At 72.3% G+C, this 24,993-nt stretch carries 23 protein-coding genes and 1 pseudogene; 14 read left to right on the top strand and 10 right to left on the bottom strand.

Annotated elements, in window-relative coordinates; translation table 11 throughout:
• Nucleotides 1-192 precede the first annotated feature (192 nt).
• Nucleotides 193-1,509 (top strand): hypothetical protein, encoded by a 1,317-nt coding sequence (locus C8E87_RS42445; protein WP_239080196.1) that lies wholly within the window; start codon nt 193-195, stop codon nt 1,507-1,509.
• Here the strand turns inward: C8E87_RS42445 and C8E87_RS42440 are convergent.
• The gene (locus C8E87_RS42440) at nt 1,498-2,523 is read right to left on the bottom strand and encodes an aldo/keto reductase (protein WP_133878952.1); all 1,026 of its coding nucleotides are present in this window, start codon (nt 2,521-2,523) and stop codon (nt 1,498-1,500) included. The genes C8E87_RS42445 and C8E87_RS42440 overlap by 12 nt on opposite strands.
• Nucleotides 2,524-2,586: 63 nt before the next feature.
• Between C8E87_RS42440 and C8E87_RS42435 the strand changes: the two genes are divergently transcribed.
• The gene (locus C8E87_RS42435; protein WP_133878951.1) at nt 2,587-2,889 is read left to right on the top strand and encodes a hypothetical protein; all 303 of its coding nucleotides are present in this window, start codon (nt 2,587-2,589) and stop codon (nt 2,887-2,889) included.
• A 252-nt stretch (nt 2,890-3,141) separates the two neighbouring features.
• Here C8E87_RS42435 and C8E87_RS42430 read toward each other — a convergent pair whose 3' ends face one another.
• The gene (locus C8E87_RS42430) at nt 3,142-4,494 is read right to left on the bottom strand and encodes a glycoside hydrolase family 6 protein (protein WP_239080195.1); all 1,353 of its coding nucleotides are present in this window, start codon (nt 4,492-4,494) and stop codon (nt 3,142-3,144) included.
• A 242-nt stretch (nt 4,495-4,736) separates the two neighbouring features.
• On the opposite strand from C8E87_RS42430, the gene C8E87_RS42425 reads away from it, so the two are divergent.
• Genes C8E87_RS42425 through C8E87_RS42415 form a run of 3 tightly spaced genes read left to right on the top strand, consistent with a single transcriptional unit; the run spans nt 4,737 to nt 7,338 of the window.
• Complete coding sequence (locus C8E87_RS42425; RefSeq protein ID WP_133878950.1) at nt 4,737-5,582, top strand: CPBP family intramembrane glutamic endopeptidase; 846 nt, start codon at nt 4,737-4,739, stop codon at nt 5,580-5,582.
• Nucleotides 5,579-6,691 carry a sensor histidine kinase gene (locus C8E87_RS42420; protein WP_133878949.1) on the top strand — a complete coding sequence of 371 codons (1,113 nt, stop codon included), beginning with the start codon at nt 5,579-5,581 and terminating at the stop codon, nt 6,689-6,691. Before C8E87_RS42425 ends, C8E87_RS42420 begins: the two co-directional genes overlap by 4 nt.
• On the top strand, nt 6,688-7,338 hold the full coding sequence (locus tag C8E87_RS42415; RefSeq protein WP_133878948.1) for a response regulator: 651 nt from the start codon (nt 6,688-6,690) through the stop codon (nt 7,336-7,338). The genes C8E87_RS42420 and C8E87_RS42415 overlap by 4 nt, the downstream gene beginning before the upstream one ends.
• A gap of 57 nt (nt 7,339-7,395) precedes the next feature.
• Here C8E87_RS42415 and C8E87_RS42410 read toward each other — a convergent pair whose 3' ends face one another.
• The 5 genes and pseudogenes from C8E87_RS42410 to C8E87_RS47065 form a co-directional block, all read right to left on the bottom strand.
• Entirely contained in the window at nt 7,396-8,199 is an 804-nt protein-coding gene (locus tag C8E87_RS42410) for a tetratricopeptide repeat protein (RefSeq protein WP_166661467.1), read from the bottom strand.
• Nucleotides 8,192-10,051: a PH domain-containing protein gene (locus C8E87_RS46585; protein ID WP_203720642.1), complete on the bottom strand. Its 1,860-nt coding sequence runs from the start codon at nt 10,049-10,051 to the stop codon at nt 8,192-8,194. Before C8E87_RS46585 ends, C8E87_RS42410 begins: the two co-directional genes overlap by 8 nt.
• Entirely contained in the window at nt 10,048-10,542 is a 495-nt protein-coding gene (locus C8E87_RS42390) for a PH domain-containing protein (RefSeq protein WP_133878946.1), read from the bottom strand. Before C8E87_RS42390 ends, C8E87_RS46585 begins: the two co-directional genes overlap by 4 nt.
• Before the next feature lie 119 nt (nt 10,543-10,661).
• The gene (locus C8E87_RS42385) at nt 10,662-11,162 is read right to left on the bottom strand and encodes a flavin reductase family protein (RefSeq protein WP_133878945.1); all 501 of its coding nucleotides are present in this window, start codon (nt 11,160-11,162) and stop codon (nt 10,662-10,664) included.
• A 50-nt stretch (nt 11,163-11,212) separates the two neighbouring features.
• Nucleotides 11,213-11,320 (bottom strand): annotated as a pseudogene (locus tag C8E87_RS47065) (alkanesulfonate monooxygenase); the annotation flags it as partial.
• 258 nt (nt 11,321-11,578) lie between these two features.
• Between C8E87_RS47065 and C8E87_RS42375 the strand changes: the two are divergent.
• From C8E87_RS42375 to C8E87_RS42365, 3 genes are read left to right on the top strand one after another with little or no spacing between them, the layout of a single operon-like run.
• Nucleotides 11,579-11,890: a DUF6403 family protein gene (locus C8E87_RS42375; protein WP_133878944.1), complete on the top strand. Its 312-nt coding sequence runs from the start codon at nt 11,579-11,581 to the stop codon at nt 11,888-11,890.
• 16 nt (nt 11,891-11,906) lie between these two features.
• Nucleotides 11,907-13,247: a hypothetical protein gene (locus tag C8E87_RS42370; protein ID WP_239080194.1), complete on the top strand. Its 1,341-nt coding sequence runs from the start codon at nt 11,907-11,909 to the stop codon at nt 13,245-13,247.
• Nucleotides 13,244-14,146, top strand: coding sequence for a hypothetical protein (locus tag C8E87_RS42365; RefSeq protein ID WP_133878942.1), 903 nt, complete (start codon nt 13,244-13,246; stop codon nt 14,144-14,146). Before C8E87_RS42370 ends, C8E87_RS42365 begins: the two co-directional genes overlap by 4 nt.
• A gap of 171 nt (nt 14,147-14,317) precedes the next feature.
• On the opposite strand, the gene C8E87_RS46155 is transcribed toward C8E87_RS42365, so the two are convergent.
• Entirely contained in the window at nt 14,318-14,512 is a 195-nt protein-coding gene (locus tag C8E87_RS46155; RefSeq protein WP_239080198.1) for a GAF domain-containing protein, read from the bottom strand.
• 62 nt (nt 14,513-14,574) lie between these two features.
• On the opposite strand from C8E87_RS46155, the gene C8E87_RS42355 reads away from it, so the two are divergent.
• Nucleotides 14,575-16,260 carry a CocE/NonD family hydrolase gene (locus tag C8E87_RS42355; protein ID WP_133878941.1) on the top strand — a complete coding sequence of 562 codons (1,686 nt, stop codon included), beginning with the start codon at nt 14,575-14,577 and terminating at the stop codon, nt 16,258-16,260.
• A 212-nt stretch (nt 16,261-16,472) separates the two neighbouring features.
• Here the strand turns inward: C8E87_RS42355 and C8E87_RS42350 are convergent, their stop codons facing one another.
• Nucleotides 16,473-17,873, bottom strand: a complete 1,401-nt coding sequence (locus C8E87_RS42350) for a sensor domain-containing diguanylate cyclase (protein ID WP_166661466.1) — start codon at nt 17,871-17,873, stop codon at nt 16,473-16,475.
• A 136-nt stretch (nt 17,874-18,009) separates the two neighbouring features.
• On the opposite strand from C8E87_RS42350, the gene C8E87_RS42345 reads away from it, so the two are divergent.
• Nucleotides 18,010-19,755 (top strand): AfsR/SARP family transcriptional regulator, encoded by a 1,746-nt coding sequence (locus tag C8E87_RS42345; RefSeq protein WP_133878939.1) that lies wholly within the window; start codon nt 18,010-18,012, stop codon nt 19,753-19,755.
• 171 nt (nt 19,756-19,926) lie between these two features.
• Nucleotides 19,927-20,787 carry a phytanoyl-CoA dioxygenase family protein gene (locus C8E87_RS42340; protein WP_133878938.1) on the top strand — a complete coding sequence of 287 codons (861 nt, stop codon included), beginning with the start codon at nt 19,927-19,929 and terminating at the stop codon, nt 20,785-20,787.
• 24 nt (nt 20,788-20,811) lie between these two features.
• Here the strand turns inward: C8E87_RS42340 and C8E87_RS42335 are convergent, their stop codons facing one another.
• On the bottom strand, nt 20,812-21,687 hold the full coding sequence (locus C8E87_RS42335) for a bile acid:sodium symporter family protein (RefSeq protein WP_133878937.1): 876 nt from the start codon (nt 21,685-21,687) through the stop codon (nt 20,812-20,814).
• A gap of 55 nt (nt 21,688-21,742) precedes the next feature.
• Between C8E87_RS42335 and C8E87_RS42330 the strand changes: the two genes are divergently transcribed.
• The 3 genes from C8E87_RS42330 to C8E87_RS42320 all read left to right on the top strand — a co-directional run bounded on the left by C8E87_RS42330 (nt 21,743) and on the right by C8E87_RS42320 (nt 24,498).
• A complete protein-coding gene (locus tag C8E87_RS42330; protein ID WP_133878936.1) occupies nt 21,743-22,174 on the top strand; it encodes an OsmC family protein in 432 nt (143 codons plus the stop codon).
• A 114-nt stretch (nt 22,175-22,288) separates the two neighbouring features.
• Nucleotides 22,289-23,248, top strand: coding sequence for a carboxypeptidase-like regulatory domain-containing protein (locus C8E87_RS42325; RefSeq protein ID WP_133878935.1), 960 nt, complete (start codon nt 22,289-22,291; stop codon nt 23,246-23,248).
• A 380-nt stretch (nt 23,249-23,628) separates the two neighbouring features.
• Nucleotides 23,629-24,498: a WD40 repeat domain-containing protein gene (locus tag C8E87_RS42320; RefSeq protein WP_133878934.1), complete on the top strand. Its 870-nt coding sequence runs from the start codon at nt 23,629-23,631 to the stop codon at nt 24,496-24,498.
• The last annotated feature ends 495 nt before the right edge of the window (nt 24,499-24,993 follow it).

Raw genomic sequence — 24,993 nt, 5'->3', positions numbered from 1 at the left:
TCGGCCGCACGGGCGGGCGGCTCGGCGTGGCGCACATCCCGCTGCGGGAGCGGCCACCGCACCTGCGGCGGTCGAGCCGGCTGGCGTCGGTGGGGTTGCTGGCCCGGCTCGTCGACACGGCCAACCGGATCTCGCTGCTGTTCCGGGGGAGCGTGCCGGGTGGCAGCGCGGCGCACTCGTTCCTGCTGCAGCGTGACCACCGTCTATCACGGACGGGTGCTGCGGGACGCCCCGTGGATCGTCTGCCAGTACTGGTACTTCTACAGCTTCAACAACTGGCGGTCGGCGTTCGGCGGCGTCAACGAGCACGAGGCCGACTGGGAGCACGTCACAATCTTCCTGGACGGTACGGGCGTGACGGGGCTGGACGGTCTGCCACCGCCCCGCTGGGTCGTGTTCTCGGCGCACGACGAGATCGGCGACGACCTGCGGCGGCGCTGGGACGACCCGGACCTGTCGCTGGTCGGCGGACGGCATCCGGTCGTGTACGTGGGCGCCGGTTCGCATTCGGGCGCCTACCTGCCGGGTGACTATTTGATCACCGTACGGCCTCCGCGCCTGCGCGGTCTGGTCGGCGCTCTGCGCCGGGCGGCACGCCTGCTCGCGCCGTGGGCGGCTGACGGCCAGCCGGGGCTCGGCATCCCGTACGTCGATTACGCCCGCGGCGACGGCCGGGCGGTCGGACCCGGGCAGCCCGAGGCGTGGCGCCCGGTGGTGATCGGCGACGACACCGACTGGGTGCGTGACTTCCGGGGGCTGTGGGGGCGTGACACCCGTGACCGGCTCGGCGGCGAGCGGGGACCGGCCGGACCGCGGTACGAACGCGACGGCACCGCCCGGCAGTCGTGGGCCGACCCGGTCGGCTGGGCCGGGCTGGCCAAGGTCGCCCCCGGCCCGGCCGCCGAACGTGCGCTGATCGAGTTGCGCCGGCGCGAGAACGACGACCGGCTGGCCGAGCTCGACGCCGAGATCACCCGGCTCAAGCGGGAACTGGCCCTCGCCGCGGCGGGCCTGCCGGTCGCGTCGCCCGAGGTGCGGGCCCTGCAGCAGCAGGAACGCCGGCTCCTCGGGCTGCGGATGGAACGCACCCGGCTGGCCGACGAACAGGCCCGTACGGTCGTGGCCGGGAACGGGGCCCAGCCTCCGCACGCCCACCTGATGCACCGGCGTCTGCCCATGCTGGCGGCGACCGGCTTGCGCGGGCGGCTCATGTCGTGGTGGGCCGTGCTGAGCACCCCGCTGATCCTGCTGGCGGCCGGGGCGGCGATCTCCCCGCTGGCCACGGGCGGGCTCGACCTGGCGGCCGTCTGGCTGCTGGGCGTGCTGTGCGTCGAGGGCCTCGTACGGGGAAAGCTCCTGGCGGTTCTGCTGCGTCTGCTGCTCGCCGCCGTGAGCCTCGCGCTGCTCGTGGTGCTGTGGTTCGAGGGACGTTACGTCGTCGCGTTCGGGCTGTTCGCCGCCGCGGCCGCCGTGCTGCTGGTCAATCTGCGCGAGGCGTTACGGCGTTAGGGTCCGCCCCCGCTGGCCGATGCCGAGAGGCCCGTACGGGTAGTCGTTGGGCCGCGGGTCGCTCGCCTCGTTCAGGGTCGTGGTCTCCTCGTCGGTCAGGTGCAGCCCGGCGGCCTTGAGGTTGGTCTCGAGCTGGTCGAGCGTGCGGGCGCCCAGGATCGTCGAGGTCACGCCGGGACGGTCGGTGACCCAGGCCAGGGCGACCTCGGCCATCGACACGCCGCGCGCCTCCGCGATGCCCTGCACGGCTTCGATCACATCCCAGGTACGGGTGACGTTGCGCCGGTCGTACGCCTCCATCCCGCGCTCCGGGTTGTCGCCGAGCCGGGTGTCGCCGGTCGGCCGCTGGTCCCGCTGGTACTTGCCGGTGAGCCAGCCGCCGCCGAGCGGGCTCCACGGCAGCAGGCCCAGGCCGGCGTCGAGCGAGGCGGGCACGACCTCGTACTCCGTCTCGCGGACCAGCAGGTTGTACTGGGGCTGCAGGCTGACCGGGCCGGTCAGGCCGAGCTCCCGCGCCAGCCCGACGGCCTTGGTGAGCTGCCAGCCGGTGAAGTTCGAGAACCCGTAGTAGCGGATCTTGCCGGCCCGGACGAAGCCGTCCAAAGTCCGCAGCGTCTCCTCCAGCGGGGTGTACGGGTCCCACGCGTGCGCCTGGTAGAGGTCGACGGCGTCGACACCGAGCCGGCTCAGCGAGGCGTCGAGCGCGCGGGTGAGGTGGCGGGCCGAGAGCCCGGCGCCGTTCGGGTCGGGCGTCATCGGGAAACGGCCCTTGGTGGCGAGCACGACGGCTTCGGTGACGTCGGCCGGGCGCGAGGACAGCCAGCGACCGATGATCGATTCCGATTCGCCGGCCGAGTAGACGTCCGCGGTGTCGACGAATGTGCCACCGGCCTCGACGAACCGGTCGAGCTGGGCGTGCGACACCTTCTCGTCGGACTCGTCGCCGAAGGTCATGGTGCCCAGACAGAGCGTGGAGACGGCGCATCCGCTGCGCCCGAGCGTGCGATATTCCATGCCCTCTGACTATCCCCGGATCCCGCCGGTAAACGGCGTGCCTCGGTGCAGGATCATCAGGGGATGGCAGTGATGGTGGAGATCCACTTCCCGGGGACCGGCGATGACGACGAGTGGATCGACGACGTCGGCGACTACATGATCGATCTGGAGGACGAGTTCGGCGTCGAGGAGTACGAGGACGGCGAGCGGATCGGCGACGAGGTCGTGTTCTTTCTCGCCGGCGCCCGTGAGCGTACCCTGCTTGCCGCGGCGTCCCGGGTCGCCGTGCGGGACGGGGTGCCCGCGGGCGCGTACGCCATGGTCACCGACACCACCGCCGCCGAGGTCGGCATGGGCCGCCGGGTCAAGCTCCCGCTCCGCTGAACCCCGTTTCCCCGTACGCGGTGAAGGGCCCGAGCCGTGGGATCGGTTCCAGCCGGTGCGTCGTTCTCGGCCGGTCGCCACACCCTGCAACCCGAGCCCCAGGGCCCGTTCGAGCCGGTACGCCGTGCGGGCCTGAGCCGTGGGACCGGTTCGAGGGGGTACGCCGTACGCGGGAAAGCCGTTGAGACGCGCTCGGCCGGGCTGCCACGCAGGTGAGCGCGGGAGCCCGGCCGGGTCTGTTCGCGTTTCTGATCAGGCGGTGCAGGTGAGGTTCGGGGTGCCGGCCGAACCCGAGGCGATGAAGCCGAACTCGGCCGACGCGCCGGGCTGCAGCGAGCCGTTCCAGGCCGCGTTGCGCACGGTGACCAGCGACCCGTTCACCGACAGGACGCCGCCCCACACCTGGTTGATCGTCTGCCCGGAGGCCAGGGTCCACGACACCGACCAGCCGTTGACCGCGCCGCCACCGGCCTTGACCGTGACCTGGCCCTGGAAGCCGCCCTGCCACGTGCTCGACGTCGTGTAGCTCGCCCCGCACGCGCCGGCCGGCGGCGGAGTGGTGGGCCCGGACGTCGGCGGGGTCGTGGGCGGAGTCGTCGGAGGCGTGGTGGGTGGCGTCGTGGGCGGGGTGGTGACCGGCGGGTTCGGCGCCCCGTTGGCCAGGCTCGCGGCCAGGTCGGGCTGGAACGATCCGGCCGCGTACCGGCAGCCGTCGGCCTCGCCCGGGGGCTTGATCCACAGGTAGGCGTCGATGTTGGCGTCGCCGGTGTTGAGCGTCGGGTACCGCCCGATCCGGCGGTCGGTGTTGTCGTCGCCGCACCAGTCGCCCGCCGCGCCGCCGTTGCGGCTGGTGTCGATGACCTGCCGCTTGCCGTTGATGCCGCGGCCGGACAGCGCGCTCAGCACCGACCGGCCGAACGCGGCCTCGCTGTCGGTGGACTGATAGTTGGAGGCATTGGTGTAGAAGCCGTCACCGTCGGCCACGCCCGCGTCGGCCAGGCGGCGTGCCTGCTCGGCCCCGGAGTTCCAGGCCGAGTGCCCGCCGTCGAGATAGACCTTGGCCCCGGCCGCCTTGAGCGTGCGGGTCGCGGTCGCGAGGGCCTGGTTGCGGGCGGTGATCTCGCTGCTGCTGAGGCAGGTCTGCAGTGCGATCGAGTCGGGCTCCAGCATGATCAGCGTGGTGCGCCCGGCCAGCCCGCGGGCGATCCCGTTGACCCAGTTCTGATAGGTGGGCAGGTCGGGGGCGCCGCCCGCGCTGGCGCCGCCGCAGTCGCGGTTGGGTATGCCGTACAGGGTCAGCTGCGGAACCTGCCCGGCGGCGGCCGCCGCGCCCACGTACGAGGAAACCTCGTTCTGGACGGTGCCGACGTTGAAGTTGGACAGCCAGCGGGTGGCGGGCTGGCTGGCGATCCGCGAGCTGATCAGCTGCGCGCGGGAGTCGTTGGGGTTGGCGGCCAGCCAGCGGGCGACCGGGGTGTCGGTGTCTCGGTAAAGGGTGCCGGAGAGGGTTCCGGCCGATGCGGTGCCGGCGGCCAGCCAGACGGCAGCCGTGACAGTCACGGCCGACGCGGCGAGCAGGGAGCGCCGGAGAAAGGTGGGGGACAAGGTGCTTCCTTCCGAGTGCGGTCGGCACGCAAGCCGGAGGGGACCGGCTTGGGGACGCCGAAAGGGGGAGTCGGCCTGGGAGCGCTCCCACAAGGTAACCCACCAGCGGTGAAAACGCACTGCCTGAGTTACGCCGGCGTTACGACGAGAAACGTCCGGTGTCCTTGTAGCTCTTGCGAGCTACCCCGGGTGTCCGCTGCACGGTGACGACGGAAGCGTCCGGGATTCGTACGTTGTTCCGCATGCGTTTCATTCTTCAGCTCATCGCCGTTGTGGCCGTTTCCGCCGTGGGTGGCCAGGCGGTCGCCGCGACCGAGGACAACGTCTGGCTCCAGCTCGTCCTGGGCCTGGCCACCGCGGTCGCCGCGACGCTCGTCTACTACTGGGTCGTCAAGCTCACCGAGAAGCGGGAAGTCACCGAGGCCTCGGCCGGCACCGCCGCCTCCGGCCTGATCCGGGGAACGTTGCTCGGCGTCGCGCTGTTCGGCCTGGTCATCATGAACATCGCGGTCAACGGCAGCTACGACGTCGACGGCGTGAGCGACAAGCCGTCCGGCGCCATCGGCCTCGCCGGGTTCATGGCCGCGGCCGCCGTCACCGAGGAGCTGATGTTCCGCGGCGTGCTGTTCCGGCACGTCGAGAAGCTGACCGGCACCTGGATCGCCCTGACCCTGTCCGCCCTCATCTTCGGCGGCGTGCACCTGCTCAACGAGAACGCCGGCCTGTGGGGCGCCCTGTGCGTCGCGATCGCCGGCGGCGGCATGCTGACCTCCGCCTTCATCGCCACCCGGAGCCTGTGGCTGCCGATGGGCCTGCACTTCGGCTGGAACTACGCCCAGGCCGGCATCTTCAGCACCGAGGTCTCCGGCAACGGCCTCAAGCAGGGCCTCCTCGACTCGGAGCTGACCGGCAACAAGTGGATGACCGGCGGCGAGTTCGGCCCCGAGGCCAGCTTCTCCACGCTCGTCGTGGGCGTCTTCGTTACGATCATCTTCCTCTGGATCGCGAAGCGGCGCGGCAACCTCGTCCCCATGCGGCGCAGTGCCCGGCAGACCGAGTCCGCGGCGCCCTCTACGCTCGTCGGATGATCCACTTGGCCCGTCGTGGTGTCGTCGTACGCGACCTGCCGTTCGCTCTGCTGCTCACGGCGGTCGCGCTCGTCCCGGACTGGCACCGGCACGGCACCCGGCTGAGCGACCTGGCCCCCGAGCGCCCGTACGACCTGCTCGGGGCGCTGGTCATCGTGGTCGAGTGCCTGCCACTGGCCGTACGGCGGAAATGGCCTGTGCCGACCCTGGCGCTGGTGTCCGTCGGGTTCGCGTTCGACCAGCTGCTGGGCCTGCACACGATCGGTGGCATCGCGTTGCCGGTGGCCCTGTTCACCGCCGGCGCCTACCTGAACACGCATCGGCGCACGGTCATGGTTGTCAGTTCCCTCGCGTACGTGGCCTTCGCCGTGGCCCTGAATCAGGTGGGCCCGACCCCGGTGGCCGACTTCACGCTGTTCTACGTGGTGTTCGCGGCGACCTGGGGGATCGGCGCGTGGCTGCGGCAGAACCGGCGCACCGAGGCGGCGCGCCGGCAGCAGGTCGAGGAGGCCGCCCGCACCGCCGAGCGCATCAGGATCGCCCGCGAGCTGCACGACGTCGTGACCCACCACGTGACCGCGATGGTCGTGCAGGCCGAGTCCGCGCGGTACCTGACCGCCGCGCCCGACCGGCTCGACACCACCCTGACCGCGGTCACCGACACCGGGCGCCAGGCCATCACCGACCTGCGGCACCTGCTCGACGTGCTCAACCCCGGACACGGCGGGGAGTTGCGCTCGCTGATCGAGCAGAGCCGGCGGGCGGGGCAGCCGGTCGAGCTCGTCGAGGAGGGAAGCTCGCCGCCGGCGGCGTCCGGCGGCGCGGAGGCCACCGTCTATCGGGTGGCGCAGGAAGCCTTGACCAACGCCATGAAATACGACCACGGCGCCCGCACCACGGTGGCGGTGCGTTACGGGGCCAAGGAGATCGACGTGCGGATCAGCACCGACGGCTCGGGATCGAACACGGCGTCGCCGGGCGGCAGCGGCCGCGGACTGAGCGGGCTGGCCGACCGGGTCGGCACTCTCGGCGGGGACTTCAGCGCGGGGCCGCGGGCCGACGGCGGGTTCGTCGTCACGGCGCGCATTCCCGTCGGGGCCACCGCATGATCAGGGTGCTGGTCTGCGACGACCAGGCGCTCATCCGTACCGGCTTCGCCACCATCATCGACGCCCAGCCCGACCTCGAGGTGGTGGGCGAGTGCGACGACGGGGTCGACGCGGTCGAGCAGGCCCGGCGGCTCAACCCGGACGTGGTGGTCATGGACGTGCGCATGCCCGGCATGGACGGCATCGAGGCCACCCGCCGCCTGGCCGGCGCCGAGGTCGCGCAGCCGGTCAAGGTGCTGGTGGTGACCACCTTCAACATCGACGAGTACGTGTACCGGGCGCTGCGCGCGGGCGCCAGCGGGTTCCTGCTCAAGGACGCCCCGCCCGCGCACCTGCTGCAGGGCATCCGCACCGTGGCCGCCGGCGCCGCGCTGCTCGCCCCCGAGGTGACCCGCCAGCTGATCGGCCGGTACGCGCAGCGGATCCGCCCCGCCGACGACGTGCCGGGCGACATGCCGCTGACCGCCCGCGAACTGGAGGTGCTGCGCCTGATCGCCAACGGCCTGTCCAACTCCGAGATCGCGGACACGCTGGTGATCAGCCACGAGACGGTCAAGACGTACGTCTCCCGCATCCTTGCCAAGCTCGGTCTGCGCGACCGCGTGCAGGCCGTCGTCTACGCCTACCGCCGAGGCCTGGTCACCTGAACCGGACGGCGTGACGATCACCGTCGGCCGGCGGATCTCCCCATGCCGTGGTCTGGGTCACAGTGACTGTGTCCGGGTGAGGCTGGCCCGGCACTTCACCGTGGCCGGGTGCTGCGAACCGAGGGTCTGTTCGAGCCGGTGCAGCGTCTCGGTCAGCACGGCCTCGGAACGGTCGGGCCGGCCCGCCTCGCGATAGGTGACCCCGAGGTTGTGGCCGCTCTGCAGCGTGTCGGGATGGTCGGGCCCCAGCGCCCGTTCCCGCAGGCGCAGCGTCTGCTGGTGCAGCTCGACCGCCCAGACCGGCCCGTGCACCTCGCTGGTGTGCACGGCCACGTTGTTGCGGATGGTCAAAGTGGTCGGATGCTCCGGCCCGAGGCTGCTCTCGGCCAGCGCGAGCGCCCGCAGGCTGATTGTCAAGGCCTGGTCGTGCCGACCGGTCCCGCCGTAGCTCGCGGCCAGGTTGATCACCGTGGGCAGCAGGTCGGGGTGGTCGGGGCCGAGCGCCTGTTCCTTGGCCGTCAGCACCACCTCGTGCATGCGGGCCGCCTCTTGCGGGTCCGAGGTGAACATGGCCAGGTTGTTGGAGGCGGCCAGCGTGTCGGGGTGGTCGATGCCGAGCACCCGCGCGGACGCCGCGAACGCCTCTGCCTGCCGGTCGAACGCCTCCGCGCGGCGGCCCAGGGCCCACAGGAAGATCGCCACGTAGCTCATCCGCGCGATGGTGTCGATGTGGTCGGCGCCGAGCAGCCGTTCCGACTCGGCGAGCACCCGCAGCTGGATCCGCAGCGCCTCGGCGTAACGGCCCTGCTGGTAGAGCGCGATCGCCCGGTCGCTGTCGCGGTGCAGAGCCTGCTCACTCATTGTCATCCCGCTCCCGAAGATCGCTTCGACTCGTCAGATCGCGCTGTTCCGGGGCGTCGCCCTGTTCCACGGGTACGTGTTGGTCCGAGGCGGACAATTCGGGTGAGGGCAGCGTGGGGGCGGACACCGCCGGGGACCGGAGATCGCGCTGTTCCGCGAGGGCGTGCTCGTCCGGGACGGACAATGCCGGGGACCGGAGATCGCCCTGTTCCGGGGGGAAGTCGTCCCGTTCGAGGAAGGGGCTCAGGAGGCCTGGGACCGCGGCGCCGGCCACGTCGAGACCGGCGCTCACGGCAACGTCGCGGATTGCGTACGCGCCGGAACCCGCGGCCGTGGTCGCGCGGATGGTGGCAAGTCCGGCGCGCTGTTGGAACAGCGATTGGCGGACCGTCCAGCCGATGATGCCGCGACACTGCAGGAACACCGTGCCCCGGCGCACGGAACCGCTGCGCGCCACCAGATAGTCGCCGTCCAAGGCGTGCCCGAGGCTGCGATAGGCGTCCAGGGCGAGGGCCACGGCAACCGGCACGGCGACCAGCGCAGTGATCCACGCGAGGTGCAGCAGCACGCCGGTCAGCAGCAGGCCCAGCACGATCAGCGGCAGCTCACCGGCGACCACCCCGGTCAACGCCCACCGCAGGCGCCGCCCCCGAGCCGCCACGGGATGCGCTGACAGAACCGTGGCCACCCCCATGGACAGCCCACCTTCCCAGACGGATATTTCCGATTTGTCGGACGAGGCGAATTCGGCGGTGGAGGCGGTGGAAGAAGTGGAGGCGGAGGTGGGGGAGGAAGCGGTGGTGGGGGTGGCGGTGGTGGGGGTGGGGGAGGAGGCGGCGGAGGAGGCTGGTGCAACGGGTTCGCCCAGGACATCGGCCGCCACGCGCCGGGCCAGAGCCACCGGGGCGGGCGGAAGCAGGGTGCTGTGCTGAGCTTTGTGTTCCTCCGTCCCGGTCTTCAGGCCGGTGGCGACCACGTCGACCCGGGCCGCCCCGGCCAGCCGCGTGCCGAGCGGCTCCACGAGCTCGACCCCGCGGACACGTTCCTCCTCGATCGAGATCGACCGGGTGGTCAGCAGCCCGCGCCGCACCCGCAGCGTGCCGCCCGGCTCCCGGTCAAGGCGGTAACCCCACCACATCTCGACCCACAGGCCGAGCGCGCCGATCACCCCGAGCGCCAGCGCGACGGCGGCCGTCACGGCGATGCCGCCGATCAGCCCCAGCCCGCCGAGCCGGTCGATCACCCAGGTGACCAGGCCCTCGGCGCGGCCGAACCAGTCGGCCACGTTGAGCACGCCACCGACCGCGGCCGCTCCCAGCAGCGGCGCGACGAACGACAGCGGCGCGTACCGGACCCAAGCCGGGTCGAGCGTCGCGAGAGACCCGTCGGCGGCCGGCCGCACTGCCCGGCTCAGCAGGGCGTGGCGCAGCTCGTCGCCGGTGGCGCGGGTGACCGGGCCCAGCCGCAAAGTGCCCCTCTCGGCGTGCTCGCCGGTGCCGATCCGTACGGACACCAGCCCGAACAACCGAAGCAGCGGGTTGGCGGTGACGTCGACAGTGCGGATCCGTTCGCGCCGCAGCGAGCGCCGGTTCCGGATCAGCACGCCGGTGTGCAGCTCGACCCGCTCGGGTCCGACGCGGTAACGGGTGAACCGCAGGCGCAGCCACTCGGCAACCGTCCCGGCCAGCACGACGACGACCATCCCGGGCAGCACCCACCCCAGCGCGACGGCGACGGAGATCTCGGACAGTCCGGCCGCCGACGGCACCCCGGCCAGCACCGCCACCCCGAGCATGAAGACCGCCGCCACCGGCACGGCCCGGCGGTCGAGCTGCCGCCAGTCGTCGCTCACGTGGCATCACCCGGCGCGGCCTGCGTCGCCTCGGTCAGCTGCGCGGCGACCTCCTCGGCCTGTTCGTGGGCGAGGCCGGGGATGGTCACCGCGCCCTTGGCCGAGGCCGTCGTCACCACCACCGTGGCCAGCCCGAACCGCTGCTCCACCGGCCCGCGGCGGGTGTCCACGGTCTGGATGCGTGACAGCGGCGCCACCCGCCATTCCTGCCAGAACCGGCCCGTGCGGGTGTAGACCGCGATGTCGGTGACCTCCCACCGGTGCACCCGGAACCACCAGCGGGGCAGCGCCACCACGGCGGCCACCCCGGCCACCGCGACGACCACGGCCGGCCCGGCCAGCCAGAACCGGGCGGGCTCGATCAGCCACCCGAGCACGAGCAGCACCACCACCGGCGCCGCGACGAGCAGCAGCAGGTTCGTCGTCCACCAGCCGACCGCGCGGCGATCGACGGGGTTTCGCGGTGGACGCAGGCGGGTGCCGTCGGACATGTCACGCCCCCCGGAGTCGTGCGTTCCACTGTATCCGGGCGACGGGGCGCGCGGTGTCCAGCCGTGCCCAGGATCGTGGGTGCTCGCGGGCCGCAACCGCGACGATCTCCTCCCCGGGTTCACTCCTCGTGCAGGCGGCCGAAGCGGCTGCGGTGGAACACCAGCGGCGACGGCGTGGCGTGCCCTCCGTTGTGGACGGCGTGGAGCCGGAGCAGCACTATCGTGTGGTCGCCGGCGCGCAGCTCCTCGTGGATGGTGGTGTCGAAATGGGCCAGCCCGTCGTCGAGGGTGACCGCGCCGTCGCGGGTGGTGGTCAGCGACAGGCCGTCGAAGCGGCGGTCGACCGCGCCGGCCAGCTGACGGGCCACCTTCGAGTGGTGGTCGGCCAGGATGGTCACCCCCAGGTGCAGCGCGCGGCGCAGGTCGGGCCACGTCCTGGAGGCGTTGGCGATCGAGAACGACACCAGCGGCGGGTCGAGCGAGACCGAGGTGAACGAGCTGGCGGCCAGGCCGACCGGGGCGCCGTCGACGAGCGCGGCCACGGCCACCACGCCACTGGGGAAGATGCCGAAGACCTCCCTCAGCCGTACGGGGTCAAGGTCTTGATTGGTTTGCGGCATGACCACTCCTGAGCGCCGAAGGGAACCGTGGGAGCCGACCGGGCGTGGACGTACTGCTCGATCAGGTCGGCCACCTGCGTGTGCGAGCCGGCCATCGCGATGCCGGCCCCGCCGCGGACCAGCCCGATCCCGGCCCACAGGTTGGGGTGGACCTCGAGCTTCCGCCCGTACGTCGTTCAGGCATCGATGGTCTCCGCGGGTTCGGGGAAATCTCTGTCGAAACTATAGGCTTAATGGGTTATGTTTCCGCAAGACCCGGGTTGAAGGCATTGCCCTGCACCGGCGTCCTGCCCCGCGTCCTGCAGGTCCTCGACCACTTGCGCGACCTTGCCCGCCGGCCCGGCCTCCGCGGGCGGATCGGTCGGTAGGGCAGAATGGCCGGGTCAGAGTCGGTCGTAGCCCGGAGTCGCCCCCGCATGTCGTCGTCCTGGTGGGTCTGGCCGGCCGGAACCGTGCTGCTGTTCGTGGCCGGCGTCGTCTCGATCCTGGTTCCCCGGCGGCGCGCCGCGAGTCTGGAACGGCGCACGGCCTGGTCGGCGGCGCGGGCGGCGATCGACAGCGCGGCGGTGAGCCGGGACGCGTCCGTCGCGACGGTGGCCGAGGCCGACCGTTTGCTGGCCCAGGCCGAACTGGTGGCGGCCGGTGGCGGCGGCGCCGAGGCGGCGCGCGCGGCCGCCGGGTACGCCCGCCGGGCCGACGCGATGTGGCGGGCGGCCACTGATGCGTGACCGTCTCGTCCGGGCCGTGAGCCGGGCTCGCGGCTGGCGCTGGGTCGCCCTGGCCGTCGCGGCGGCGGTTTTCGCCGTCTTCCTGATCGCCCAGCGCCAGAGCGTCACGGTCAGCTACGGGCAGTCGCCCAGCTCGGGCGCCGGAGTCGCCGAGGGCTCGGCCGGTGAGCTCGGCGACGCCACCGTGCCGAGCGCCGACGAGATGACAGCCCTGGTCAAGGCCCAGCCGGTGGTGCGGTTGCCCGGCGCGGTGGCGCACTGGGACGAGCAGCGGGTGCGCGCGGCCGCCGGCGGCGAGGACATCCGGATCCTGGTGACCCCGCCCGGGCTCGACGAAGCCGAGCGCGCCCGGGTCCGCGGGGTCGAGGAAGCCACCGTACGGGTGATCGGAACCCAGGTGACCGGGGGCTCCTACCGTGCCACGGCCGACCGCCTGCCGGAATGGCGGGCCCAGTTCTCCACCGGCGACGTCACCGTGGCGCTGGTCACCCTGATCTCCGCGCTGCGCAAGGTGGACGCCCCGGCCGAGCCCGCCGCCGGGCCGCAGTGGCGGGAGCCGACCGAGGCCGAGCTGGCGCCGGTGGTGACCGAGCTGCGCCGCACCGGGCGGCACATCGGCCCCGGCGCCACCCTCGACGACGTGCCGCAGACCGCCGCGACCGCCTTCCCGGACAACCGCCCCCTGGTCGTCGCGCTGGCCCGGCAGCCGTACGGGAAGGCCCTGCCGCACTACGGCCGGGCGCTGGAACGCGTCTTCCCGGACACCCCGATCCTGGTCATGTACGGCGACTGGATCGAGTACAGCGGCCCCCGCGCGGCCGACTTCGCCGAGCTGGCCGCGGTCACCTTCTACTCGCAGAGCGGCGACCGGATCAGCCGGTACGCGTACCCGCAGCGCAACATCCTCGGCGCCTACCTGAGCCGGGTCACCGACGTCCGGTACGCCGGCCTGTTCGACCGTCCGCTCCCGTACGTGCCGTTCGATCCGCTGCGGGTGGGCCTGCCCGTGCTGCCGTGGCTGTTCGCGGCGTGCGTGCTGGTCTTCCTGGTGCTCTCGGTGCGCCCGGTGGCCCGCCCGTCGAGCCGCCGCCGTCCGACCGCGGCCCCGGCCCGGCTGGCCGCCCTGACCGCGCTGGCCGTCGAGCAGTCCGCCCTGACCGGCCGGGACAGCGACGCGGCCCTTACCCGTGGCCTCACCCAGCTCGCCGCGGCCCGCACGGCGTTGGAGGAGAAGCTGCCCGACAGGCATGTGCGGCGTTTGCTCGACGCCGCCGAGGCCGAGCTGGACGAGGCCGGGCGCACCATGCCGTTCAAGGGCTACCGGCCCGGCGAGTACCTGCGGGGTGAGCTCTCGTGAGTCGATTGTTCGGCCTGGCCGTGCTGGGTTGCCTGGTTCTGGCCGGATGGGCGGGCTGGGCCGGTGGCGTGTTCGACAACCCCGTTGCCCGTACGGTCCGCAGCTCCTCGGTCTATGCCGCGCCCGGCTACGACCTGGACCGGGCCGCCGCCGAACGGGTCCTCGGCAACCGCCGGGTGGCCGTGCTGCTGCTCGAACCCGGCGACGACCTGCGCGACAGCTGCCGCAGCACCCGGCGGGCGGCCGAGGGTGTGGTGGTCCTGGCGGTCAAACCGGACGGCGAGGGCGGTCTCGACACGTACGGGTGTGCCTGGCTGCCCGGTAAGGACGACGAGAACTTCGGCCGGGCAGCGGTGGCGGAGACGACAATCGGCGGTGGCATCGACGCGGTGGCCGACCGGCCCCTCGAAGTCCTCAAGGTCGTCGCCGTCAACTACGACCGGCTGGTCCGCGCCGGCACCGTCCCGGACGGCGGCCGCACCATCAGCCCGTCGCTGCCCCGATACCTGCTGGTAATGGCCGCTTTCGCCGGTGTGCTGGGCGGCGCCGCGGCGGTCTGGGCCGGCGGCCGCCGAGCCGCGCGCCGGGCCGGCGAGCGGCGGGCCCGTCGCCAGGACACGGCCGACGCCCGCAGCGCCCTGAGCGCCGCCTCGGCCACGCTGGCGCATCAGATCATCGACCTCGACCGGCGGTACAAGGCGCACAGCCCGGAGCTCGACCGCGCGTGCCGAGAACTGGCCACCGACTACGCGACCCTCCTCGAGGAGATCACCACGTCGGACAGCGCCGGCGACTCCGACCAGCAGTGGACCGGCCTGGCCGAGCGCTGCCGCATCCTGAGCGGCCGCGCAGCCGACCTCGCCGCACCGCAACCGGCGGCCGGTCAGCGGCCGAGGTAGGCGGCCGGCCCGCCCAGCTCCTCGCTGGCGATGAAGGCCGAGCGGACGTTGATGATGGCCTCCTCGACGTGCTCGGAGCAGCCCCACGCCGAGTCCCCCCACGAATCGGCGATCTTCAGCTCGGCCAGCTCCGCCTGTGCTCGCTTCTCGGCCGCCGGCCGGGCCTGCTCGTCACGGGTCGCGTTCGATCGCCGGCGCGGCGGTGCCCGCGAAGACCTGCGCGAGCGCGAGGTCGGCGTCCGAAAGCGGCGCCCGGTGATACATGGCGAACGTGCCCAGCAGGCCGCCGTCGCGGGCCAGGATCGGGGTGAACCAGCAGGCCGCCTCAGCCTGGCATCTTCGCCGACGAGGACATCGTGCTGGGATGTCGGCGCCGGGTCGTTGAGGAGGGGCACCGCGCGGGGCATCGCATACGGCATCATCAATGGATGCGATGGATGCGGGGCGCGATGGTGACCGTGATGGCGTCGGCCGTGATCGGGGTGCCGGCGGCGCCCGCTGTGGCCGGGCCGGGTGAGACCGCGGCCGACATCGTTGAGGATGTGTGGGTCGAGACGCCGCTGGACTCCGACGGCGACGGTGTGCGGGACCGCGTCCACCTCACCGTCACGCGGCCCGCCGCGAGCCTGGGCAAGCTGGGTTCCATCGTGCTTCCCACCCCGTACGCGGGCCCGGGTGCCGACGTGCCGTATCCGAGCGTCGACGTCGACCGGCTGCCGCAGGAGACGCCGGCGGCCGGGCTCGCCGACCTCATGCGGGGTCGCGGGCGAAGCAAGGCGGCCACCGTGTTCAAGCACTACACGAACAGGCGCTACGCCGTCATCACCGTGGACAGCCTCGGCACGAACCTGTCGACCGGCTGCCCCGACACGGGTGGCCGGGACGAGACCGCCGCGATGCGGGCCGTGGTCGACTGGCTGGATCTGAAGGGCCGCGCGTACGACAGCGCCGGGCGGCCGGTCACCGCGAGCTGGTCGGCGCGACGGGTGGCGATGACCGGCGTCTCGTACGACGGAACGCTCCCGATCATGGCGGCGATCACCGGGCGGTCGGCGCTCAAGGCGATCGTCCCGATGTCCGCGGTCACCAGCTGGTACGACTACTACCGCGCCAACGGGCTGGTCGTCGCGCCGGGCGGCTGGCAGGGCGAGGACCTGGACGTGATGTCGCGGTACATCCTGACCCGCGTGAACCCGGAGGTCTGCGAGGCGGCGATGGAGCGGCTCACCCGCATCCAGGACAGGGTCACCGGGGACTATTCCCGCGTCTGGGCCGAACGCGACTACACGGCGCAGGCCGGGAGGATCCGGGCCGGCGTCTTCCTCGCGCAGGGGCTCGAGGACTGGAACGTCAAGCCGCAGCAGGGCATCCAGTTGTGGCAGGCGCTGCGGGGCGACCGCAAACTCTGGCTGTACGAGGGTGGGCACGGCAGCCCCCGGTCGCAGGAGTTCAGCGACGCGGTGGACCGCTGGATCGACCACTATGTCCACGGCGTCGACAACGGCATCGACAGGGAACCGCCGGTGACGCTGGAGGACGCGCGGTCGGTCGTGGTCGAACGCACGACGGCGTGGCCGGTGCCGGGAACCCGTACGGTGAAACTGCCTCTCGCCACGGGGGCGGCGCGCGCCGACACCTTCACCGACAGCGGCCGCACCCTGACGGCCGAGCAGCTCGTCGCGGGCCATGCCGAGAACCGGCTCGACTACCGATGGCCGGTGCTGACCCGGGATGTGCGGCTCAGCGGCACCCCGTACGTGTCGTTGAAGGTCAGCGTCGACAACCGCACCGCCGCCAACCTCACCGCGCTGCTGGTCGACCACGGCCCGGCCGGAACCGGGTCGCAGATCGTCACCCGGGGCTGGATCGACCCGCAGAACAGGGTGTCGCGGTCACGTTCGCTGCCGGTCGTGCCGGGGAAGGCGTACGGGATCCGCTGGAACCTGCAGCCCGAGGACCATGTGTTCCGCGCCGGCCACCGGATCGGCGTGGTCATCGTGTCCACCGACTACGACTACACGCTGCGGCCGCTGCCCGGCACACGCCTTTCCGTCGACCCCACCGCCAGCCGGGTGGAGCTCCCGATCGTCGGCGGCCGCGAGGCGCTTCGGTAGCGGAAGCCGGCGCCCGCCGGACGTCGCCGGGATGACCCCTCGCCAGTCGTCGCGGTCGAGCACGGCCCTGATCTCGTCGGCCTCGGGGATGCCGAGGGTGGTGTGGAGGTTTCCGCGCCGGCCGCCATTTTGAGCGCGCGCAGCCGCTCGGCCACGGCGTCGAGGTCGCCGGCCTCGGACGGATCGGCGGCGGCATCGTCACCCGATCGACACTATCGAATCCGCTCCGTGTTCGCCCGGGTGGCCGGCTCCGGGGCGAAGCGCTCGATCCGCCCCCGCCCGGCGCCCTTGGCCCGGTACAGGGCGAGGTCGGCGTGGCGGATCAGGGCGGCGGCGTCGGGGGTGTCGGGGCCGGGCGTGGCGAGCCCGATCGACACCCCGATGTTCACGGTGCGCCCGTCGACGGCGTACGGCCGGGACAGGTCGTGGCGGATCCGGTCGGCCACCGCGTACGCGTCGGCGCCGGTCATGCCCCGGCACAGCAGCACGAACTCGTCGCCGCCGAACCGGGCCGCCACGTCCTGCGGCCGGGTCGCCGCACGCAGCCGCTGCGCCACCTGCACCAGCAGCGCGTCGCCGGCCGCGTGCCCGTACGTGTCGTTGACCGGCTTGAACCCGTCGAGGTCGAGGAAGAGGACGGCCAGCGGGCCGCCCTGGGCGATCGACTTCCCGGCCTCCTCGAGCAGCAGGGCACGGCCGGGCAGACCGGTCAGCGCGTCGTGCAGGCGGGTGCGGGCCAGGCGGGCCGAGCCGGTCAGGATCACCGCGCCGGCCAGCAGGATCACCGCGACCGTGGCGGCGAACCCGCCGAAGATGAGCCACGCCGCCCGGTTGGCCGCGTGCACCGGCGCGAGCAGGGCCGGCTGCGAGGTGGCGATGACCATGCGCCACGTAGACCCGGCGACCGGCAGGGTCAGGTGGTGACGGTCCCCGGTCAGGCCGCTGCCGAGGCGTTCCCGGGCGGCGGCCAGGACGCTGTCGGGGATCGGCTGCCCGGCCGCCGTGGTGTCCGAACCCGCGACGACAGCGCCGGTCCCGTCGGCCACGTAGACCTGGCCCGCCGTCACGTCCAGCGCGCCGCGCAGAATGCTCGCCAGCTCGACGACCGGCGCGGGCACGACCAGCACCCGGGTCTCACCGCCGACGTCGTACGGCTGGAACCCGTACACCATCGGCGTGCCGTCCTCGATCGTCACGTTGCCGTAGGTGAGCCGCCCGGTCGTCAGCGCCATCTGAAAACCCGGTTCGGCGTCGAACGTGGCCGCCCGCGCCGTCATCGAACGCGGCGCCGTGCCCAGAACCGTGCCGTCGGCCCGCAGCACCACGAGCCACGCGATGCCGCTGCGGCCCGCGTCGAGGGCGGGACCGAGCTGCGCCGGCGACCCGGCGAAGGTGGTCACCGCCCACTCGCGTGTCTTGGGGTCGCTGCCGGCCATCGTGCCCCCGATGACCTGGGCCGCGAGGCGTGCGCGGCTGTCGAACTCGCCGAGGATCCGGGCCCGGGTGCCGGCCTGGGTGCCGGCCAGGTAGAAACCGACGGCGGCCACCAGGGCGACGGCCAGCACGACGACACCCGCGGCCGTCGCGCGCCGCGGCACGGATGTGATCTCCATCGCCACGTGTCGACCATCGGCCGCCACGGGCCCGTCCTGAGCGTTGACCAAGGTCGGTCTTGCGGGCGGGGTAGCGGCCCCGGACCGAGGTGTCTACGGTCTGGTCAGGTTTCCGGCGGGAGCACGGGGAGGTGGCATGCGGTATCAGATCCTCGGTCCGCTCCTGGTGGAGCACGAGCAGCAGACGCGCTCGGTGACCGGTGGCAAGGTGCGTACGCTGCTGGCCGCGCTGCTCCTGCACGCCAACCAGCAGCTCTCGGTGGCCCAGCTGGCCCAGCGCATGTGGCCCGGGGACGCGCCGCACTCGCTGCGCCGCGTCGTGCAGACCAACATCGTCCGGCTGCGCCACGAGCTGCCCTGGCCCGGTTCCGTGATCACCGGGCCGGCCGGGTACTCCCTGCGGGTCGGGCCCGGCGAGCTCGACATGCACGTCTTCGACCGGCTCGTCGACGAGGCCGCCGCCGCCCCGAGCCTGCACGAGCGGGCCCGCCTGCTGCGCTCGGCGCTCGCCCTGTGGCGCGGGCCGGCCTGCGCCGACGTCGCGTCGCCGTGGCTGCACGAGATGGATCTGCCGCCGCTCGACGAGCGCCGCCTGCTCGCGCTGGAGCGGCGCATCGAGGCCGACCTGCTGCTGCGCCGCACCGACGGCATCGTCGGCGAGCTGCGGTTGCTGACGGCCGAACACCCGTACCGGGAAAGGTTCTGGGTGCAGCTGATGGCCGCGCTCTTTCGGCAGGGGCGGCAGGCCGAGGCGCTCAGCGCCTATCAGACGCTGTCGCACCGGTTCATCGGTGAGCTCGGTGTCGAGCCCGGCGAGGAATTGCGCGACGTGCACCAGCAGATCCTGCGCGGCTCCGGGCAGCATCCCCTGCTGTCGGCGCCGCAGCAGCAGGCGGTGGTGCCGGCGCCGCAGCGGTTGCCGGCCGGGGCGCCGCACTTCGTGGGACGGGCCGAGGAGTTCGCGACCCTCGACTGGCACCGTGACGAGGAAGCCGCGGTGATCGTGCTGGACGGCCCGGCCGGCATCGGCAAGTCGGCCCTGGCGGTGCGCTGGCTGCACGGCAACGACGACTTCCCCGACGGCCGGCTCCACGTCGACCTGCGCGGTTACGCCGACGAGCCGCCGATGAAACCGTCCGAGGCCCTCGCCGCCCTGCTCGGCGAGCTGGGAGTAGCCGGGTCCGACATTCCGTACGGGGTCCCCGCCCGCGCCGAGCTGTACCGCGCGCTCACCGCGGACCGCCGGATGGCTGTGCTGCTCGACAACGCGCTCGACGCCGACCAGGTGCGCCCGTTGCTGCCGGGGCCGGGCGCCACCGCGGTGATCACCAGCCGCAACCAGCTGCGTGGCCTGGTGGTGCACGACGGCGCCGTACGGGTGACGGTGCCGCGTCTGGAACCGGCCGAGGCGGCGGCCGTGCTCGGGCTGAACCCGCGCACCGAGGAGGCGGCCCGGCTGGCCGAGCTGTGCGACCGTACGCCGCTGGCGCTGCGCATCCTGGCCGAGCGGATGGCCCGGTTGCCGCACGTGCCGCCGGCCTCGTGGGTGGCCGAGCTGTCCGAAGAGGGCGACAGGCTGGCCGCGCTCGACGCGGGGGACGGCGCGCCGGGCGACCTGCCACGTGCGCTGTCCTGGTCGTACCGGCGGCTCGAACCGGGCCCGGCCGAGCTGATGCGCCGCCTGTCCGCGTACACCAGCCGCGCGTTCACCACCGAGCGGGCCGCCGAGCTGGCAGCGGCGCCGGTTCCTTCCGTACGCCGGCAGCTGGACCGCCTCGTCGGGGTGCACCTGATCGAGCAGCTCAACCACGACCGTTACCGGGTGAGCCCGCTCGCCGGACTGTACGGGCGGCACAGCGCGCTGGCCGAGCGCGCCGGCTGACGCGGCTTCAGTTCGGCTTCACCGCTGTTTCACGGCGCTGTCCACACCAGAATTGCGCGAACCGGCCGTTGTGTCCGGCAGCACCGCCCCCGAGGCTTCACACGTGCAACGGGGGAGCCGAATCCGGCTCGTTGCCTTCGGTGATACGTCGAGCAAGCGGATGAGGGATCAATGGCCAACGAGTTAACCATCGACGTGGACGCGTTCTGGGAGAACGGATATCAAATCGTCCGTAACGCCTACACGCGGGACGAGATCGCGCGCTTCCGGGAGGCGGCCTTCGCCTCCCGCGGACGAGGTCCCGGCGATCTGCTGTCGAACCCCAAAATGCGTTCGGTGCTGACCGACGGCCGTTTCGTTGCGGTCGCCCGGCAGATCCTCGGCAGCGACGACATCTGGTACTCGGGCGACAGCTCGTTCACGATCAATTCCAAGCAGCGCGGTTTCCACAAGGACAATGTGGACCGCAAGGACCCCAAGGGGCCGGACTGGAAGGGTCGTTACACGCTGCTGCGGTTCGGCATCTACCTGCAGGACCACTACTCGCACACGGGCGGGCTGAACCTGCGGGCGAAATCGCACAACACGACCGACCACGCGTACGGCAGGAATGTGTATGTCCGCACCCGCCCCGGTGACCTCGCCGTCTGGAGCATGCGCACCACGCACAGCGGCAACGGGGTGCTGTACAAATTCCCCAAGTGGGTGCACCCGGAGCCCAAGGACATCCCGAACATCCCGAAATGGCGGATCGCCGGGGCCGACGGTGACCGGCTCGCCGTCTTCGCCGCGCTGGGCCTCGACGACGCGCACCACCACCGCTACGTCGAATACATGAAGACCCGCACGTACATGGTCAACTCGTTCCGGGCCTCGCACTACGACGAGCAGACCCGGCTGGAGGCCAAGAACGCCGGCCTGAACATCTGGGACGTGGCAGCCGAGATCGAGGGCGACGACACCGTCGGCCGGAACGCGGCCTGGGAGCCGATCCCGTACGAGATCGGCGCCGAGAAGCGCGTCCGCGCGTAGGCGGCCGTCCCGCGCGAGGTGGCGTTACGCCGCCACCTCGCGTTCGCGCCGCCGGGTGACGAGCACCCCGAAGGCCGCGGCGGTGAAGAACATGACAATGCCGTAGACGGCGGCCGGGATCGCCATCTCGGTGTTGCCCAGCAGGGCCGGGCTGACCGCGATCGTGATGGCCAGCGTGCTGTTGTGGATGCCGATCTCCATGCCGACGGCGATCGACTCCCGCCGCCCGACACCGGCCAGCCGCGGCGCGCCGTACCCGACGGCCAGGCTCACCACGTTGAAGATCAGCACGGCCAGGCCCACCGCCACGACGTAGTCGGCCACGTTCTCACGTTCCTTGAGCACCGTGCCCGCGACGACGGCGACCAGCACGACGACCGACACGATCTTCACCGGACGGGCCAGCCGCTCGGCGACCCCGGGGAACCGCGCGCGCAGCGCCATGCCGACGGCCACCGGCGCCAGCACGATCGCGAACACCTGCAGCACCTTGTCGAACTGCAGGCCGATCGACGCGGCGCCGTCGAGGAAGTGCGCGGCCGACAGGTTCACGACGATCGGCAGCGTGACCACCGCGAGCACCGAGTTGACCGCGGTCAGGGTGACGTTGAGCGCCACGTGCCCGCCGAACAGATGGCTGTACAGGTTGGCCGTGGTGCCTCCGGGGGACGCCGCGAGCAGCATCATGCCGACGGCCAGAACCGGAGGCAGGCCGAGGACCAGAACCAGCACGAAGCAGAGCGCCGGCAACAGCAGCACCTGACAGCCCAGCGCGACCACGGCCGCGCGGGGGAAGCGGACGACGCGCCGGAAATCGGCCACCGTCAGGCCGAGACCCAGGCCGAGCATGATGATGCCGAGCGCGACGGGCAGCCCGACGGCGGTCAATGCCGAGTCCATGGCGCAGCATTCTGCCCCACGCGGCGGCAAAGATCGACGGCGTAGCGTCACCGGTATGACGAAGGAGAACCAGCGGTCGGTGGAGATCGAGCGGACCGGCGCCGGTGCGTACGAGGTGCGCAACGTACGGGGTGGGGTCATCGCCATGGGAGGCGGCGACGACGACCGCTTCACGCCTGTCGAGCTGCTGCTCGCGGCGCTGGGCGGGTGCAGCGGGATCGACGTGGACCTGGTGGCGAGCCGCCGCGCCGAACCGGTCCGGTTCGTGGTGCGGGTGCGCGGCGACAAGATCCGCGACGCGGCGGGGGAGAACCGGATGGAGAACCTGGAGATCGAGTTCGACCTCGAGTTCCCCGAGGGCGCGGACGGCGATCGGGCCCGGTCGGTGGTGCCGCGGCTGATCCAGCAGTCCCATGACCGGCTGTGCACCGTCACGCGCACGGTCGAGCGAGGCAGCCCGGTTGCGGCCTCCCAAGTCGGTGAGTAGTCACCCGCGGACTGTGCGCTACCGGCTTCGTGCCATCCCGGTGGCGGCCCGGCTGTTGGATCAACGGGTCTCCCTAGCGTCTCCCGTACCAATCAAACGGATGGGAGATCCGAAGTGCAGTTGAAGTCAGCACGCCGCCGGTCGGTCCTGGCCGCCGTCGTGGCCGGTGCGATCGCCGCCACCTCGGCCGCCGGGCCTGCGCTCGCCGCCGACGCGACGGGCAGCATCGCCGGCGTCGTCCGGGACACCCGTGGCGCGGTCGTCCCGGACGCGTCCATCGCCGTCTACCTCGACCCGTCCAGTGACGCCGTCCAGGAGTTGCAGGCCGACAGCCGGGGCCGATTCACGATTCGTGGCCTTCAGGCCGGCGCCTACAAGGTCCGCGTGGGCCTGAGCGGCTGGTCGGAGTGGGCCCCGGGCCGGGTCGGCAATCCCGGCCAGGCCAAGACCTATCCCGTACGGGCGAACCGCGCCACAAACGCAAGCAGCGTCGTCACCGCGGCCGGGTTCATCGCCGGGCGCTTCCACGGTCCCGACGGCTCACCGGCCGCGCACTCCGCCGTCAACGTGACGAACGTGAACACCGCCAACCAGCACGGCACCGTCACCGGCCCCGACGGCAGATTCCGTCTGCGGGTCCAGCCCAACCAGACGTTCATCGTCAGCTACCAGGCCGGCGCGCTCGGCCAGTACGTGCCGCACACCTTCGACCCGGCCCGAGCCACCAGTTTCTTCGTACGGTCGGGGCACACTGTGCGGGTGACCGACCGGGCCGCCGCCCCGGCGGGCATCGCGGGCCGACTGACCGACGCCGCGGGGGCGCCGGCCAGGGGTGTGCACGTCAGCTTCATCAACGTCGACACCATCAACGAGTCCGAAACGAACACCGCCGCCGACGGCACGTACGACTTCAGCGGGCTGCTGGAGCCGGGCCGTTACAAGGTGCGCTTCAGCACCCCGGACGGTTCGCAGTACGCCCACCAGAAGCCGGACTACGACTCGGCCGACATCATCACCGTTGCCTCCGGTGAGACGGCCGTCGTCGACGACCAGCTCCTCTGGATTCCCGCCTGACCGATTTCCTTGAGAACCGCCCCGGCCGTCATCCGGCCGGGGCGGTTTCTTTGATCCACTCTTGCGCATTCCCGACCGGTATAGAAACATGTCGTTGGACATCGTTCGAGCCCATTTGCCGTGGCGGCGGCTCACGATCGCAGGGGACAGACAACTGAATGCCCGGATGACTCGATGGCCTGGTCGGTGCGGTTAACTGATTGGTCCGCACATACGTGTGTTCTCTTTCCCGGTGTGCCTGGCACGCTTTTCCGTCAATGACATTCGCCGTATAGCGGTGACGGTCGGCGCTGCCCGACCGGTCACGGCCCGCAGGCGACGGGGTGCCTTGCGGCCGCCACCGCGAAGCACCCCGTCCTGTTCTCATCAGGGACATTCCAGTGAGACCTTCCCCGTACGGGGTGGTGGCGTTCCGCCACGACGGGCGCCGGCTCGCGATGAGCGCACCCAACGGCGAACTGACGCTGTGGGACACCACCGACCCGGCGTACCCGCAACGAGCGGGCCGGCTGCGAGCGGGCCGGGGCATCGCCGCCGCGGAGTGGAACCCGGCCGTCCCCGAGCTGCTGGCGACGGCGTCGGCCGACGGCACCAGCGCCGTCTGGCGTGTGCCGCCGAGCGGCGTGCCCGAGCAGGTCGCCGGCTGGGCCGCGCTGCCCGAACGGGCCCGGCACGTGGGCTGGGTGGCCGGTGGATCGCTGGTCTACAGCATGACCGGGCACGGCCGCGCGACGGTGTGGGACGTCGCCGGCGGCTACGTCACCAGCCGGGCCGAGATGAGCGACCGGCGGCCCGTGGTGGCCGCCCACTACCGCGCCGACGAGATCGTCGCCGTCACCGACAGCGGCTGGGCACGGCTCTGGCATCCGCGGCGGCGGCCCGGGGAGTGGGTCCGGCTGACCGACCGGCCGGTCGGCGCCTGCACCTGGTCGAGCACGTGGCTCGTGGTCGCGGGCCTCGACGGGCAGGCCACCTGCTTCGACGCCGAGTTCCAGCCGGTGCGCACTCTGCGGGTGGCGCGGGCCCGGCCGTGGGCGGTGGCCTGCTCGGACGACGGGCGGCTGGTCGCCTCGTTCGGCGACAACCGGGTCATCGCGGTCGACCACGACGGCGCCGTCGGATGGGAGACCGCCCTGCACGGACCGGCCGCGCGGTCGGTCGGCATCGCGGGGGACCTGGTCGCCCTGAGCGGAGGACAGCCGCGGCCGGTCCTGCTGGCCCTGCTGAGCGGCTCCGGGGTCGCCCTGTGAGCCCCGTGCTGTGATCTGCGGCGGCGCTGCCGCCTCCACCCAGGCCCAGCCCTCGGCACAGCGCCTCCCCGCCTGTCCTCAGCTCCCGGCTTCGCCTCCCCGCCTGATCGCGCGTTTTCAGCCCACGGCCTCACCTCCCGGCCTCACGTCCCCGGCCGCCCCTGCCCGCCCCGGCCGGCCTCACCATCCGGGCCGCCGTTCCCGCCGTGCTGCCGTTCCGGTCCGGGTTTGCCGTCCCGCCCGGCGGGCCGTTCCTATCCGGGTTGCCCTTGCCATTTGGGTTGCCGTTCCTATATCCGGGCCGCCCTTGCCGGGACTGTGCCACGAACGGCGTTACGGACCCCCGTTGCCGCCCGAGCCGTCATTCGCGTGTGGGCTGTTCTGGCTCGCTGGGCGTGTGTGGTCTTTCCGCGCGGGCTGTTCTGGCTTGCTGGGCGTGTGTGGTCTTTCCGCGCGGGCTGTTCTGGCTTGCTGGGCGTGTGTGGTCTTTCCGCG

The organism is Paractinoplanes brasiliensis, assembly GCF_004362215.1.
GTDB lineage: Bacteria > Actinomycetota > Actinomycetes > Mycobacteriales > Micromonosporaceae > Actinoplanes > Actinoplanes brasiliensis.
Note: the sequence above shows the minus strand (reverse complement) of the source record. Positions and strands in the feature narration are given on the sequence as shown.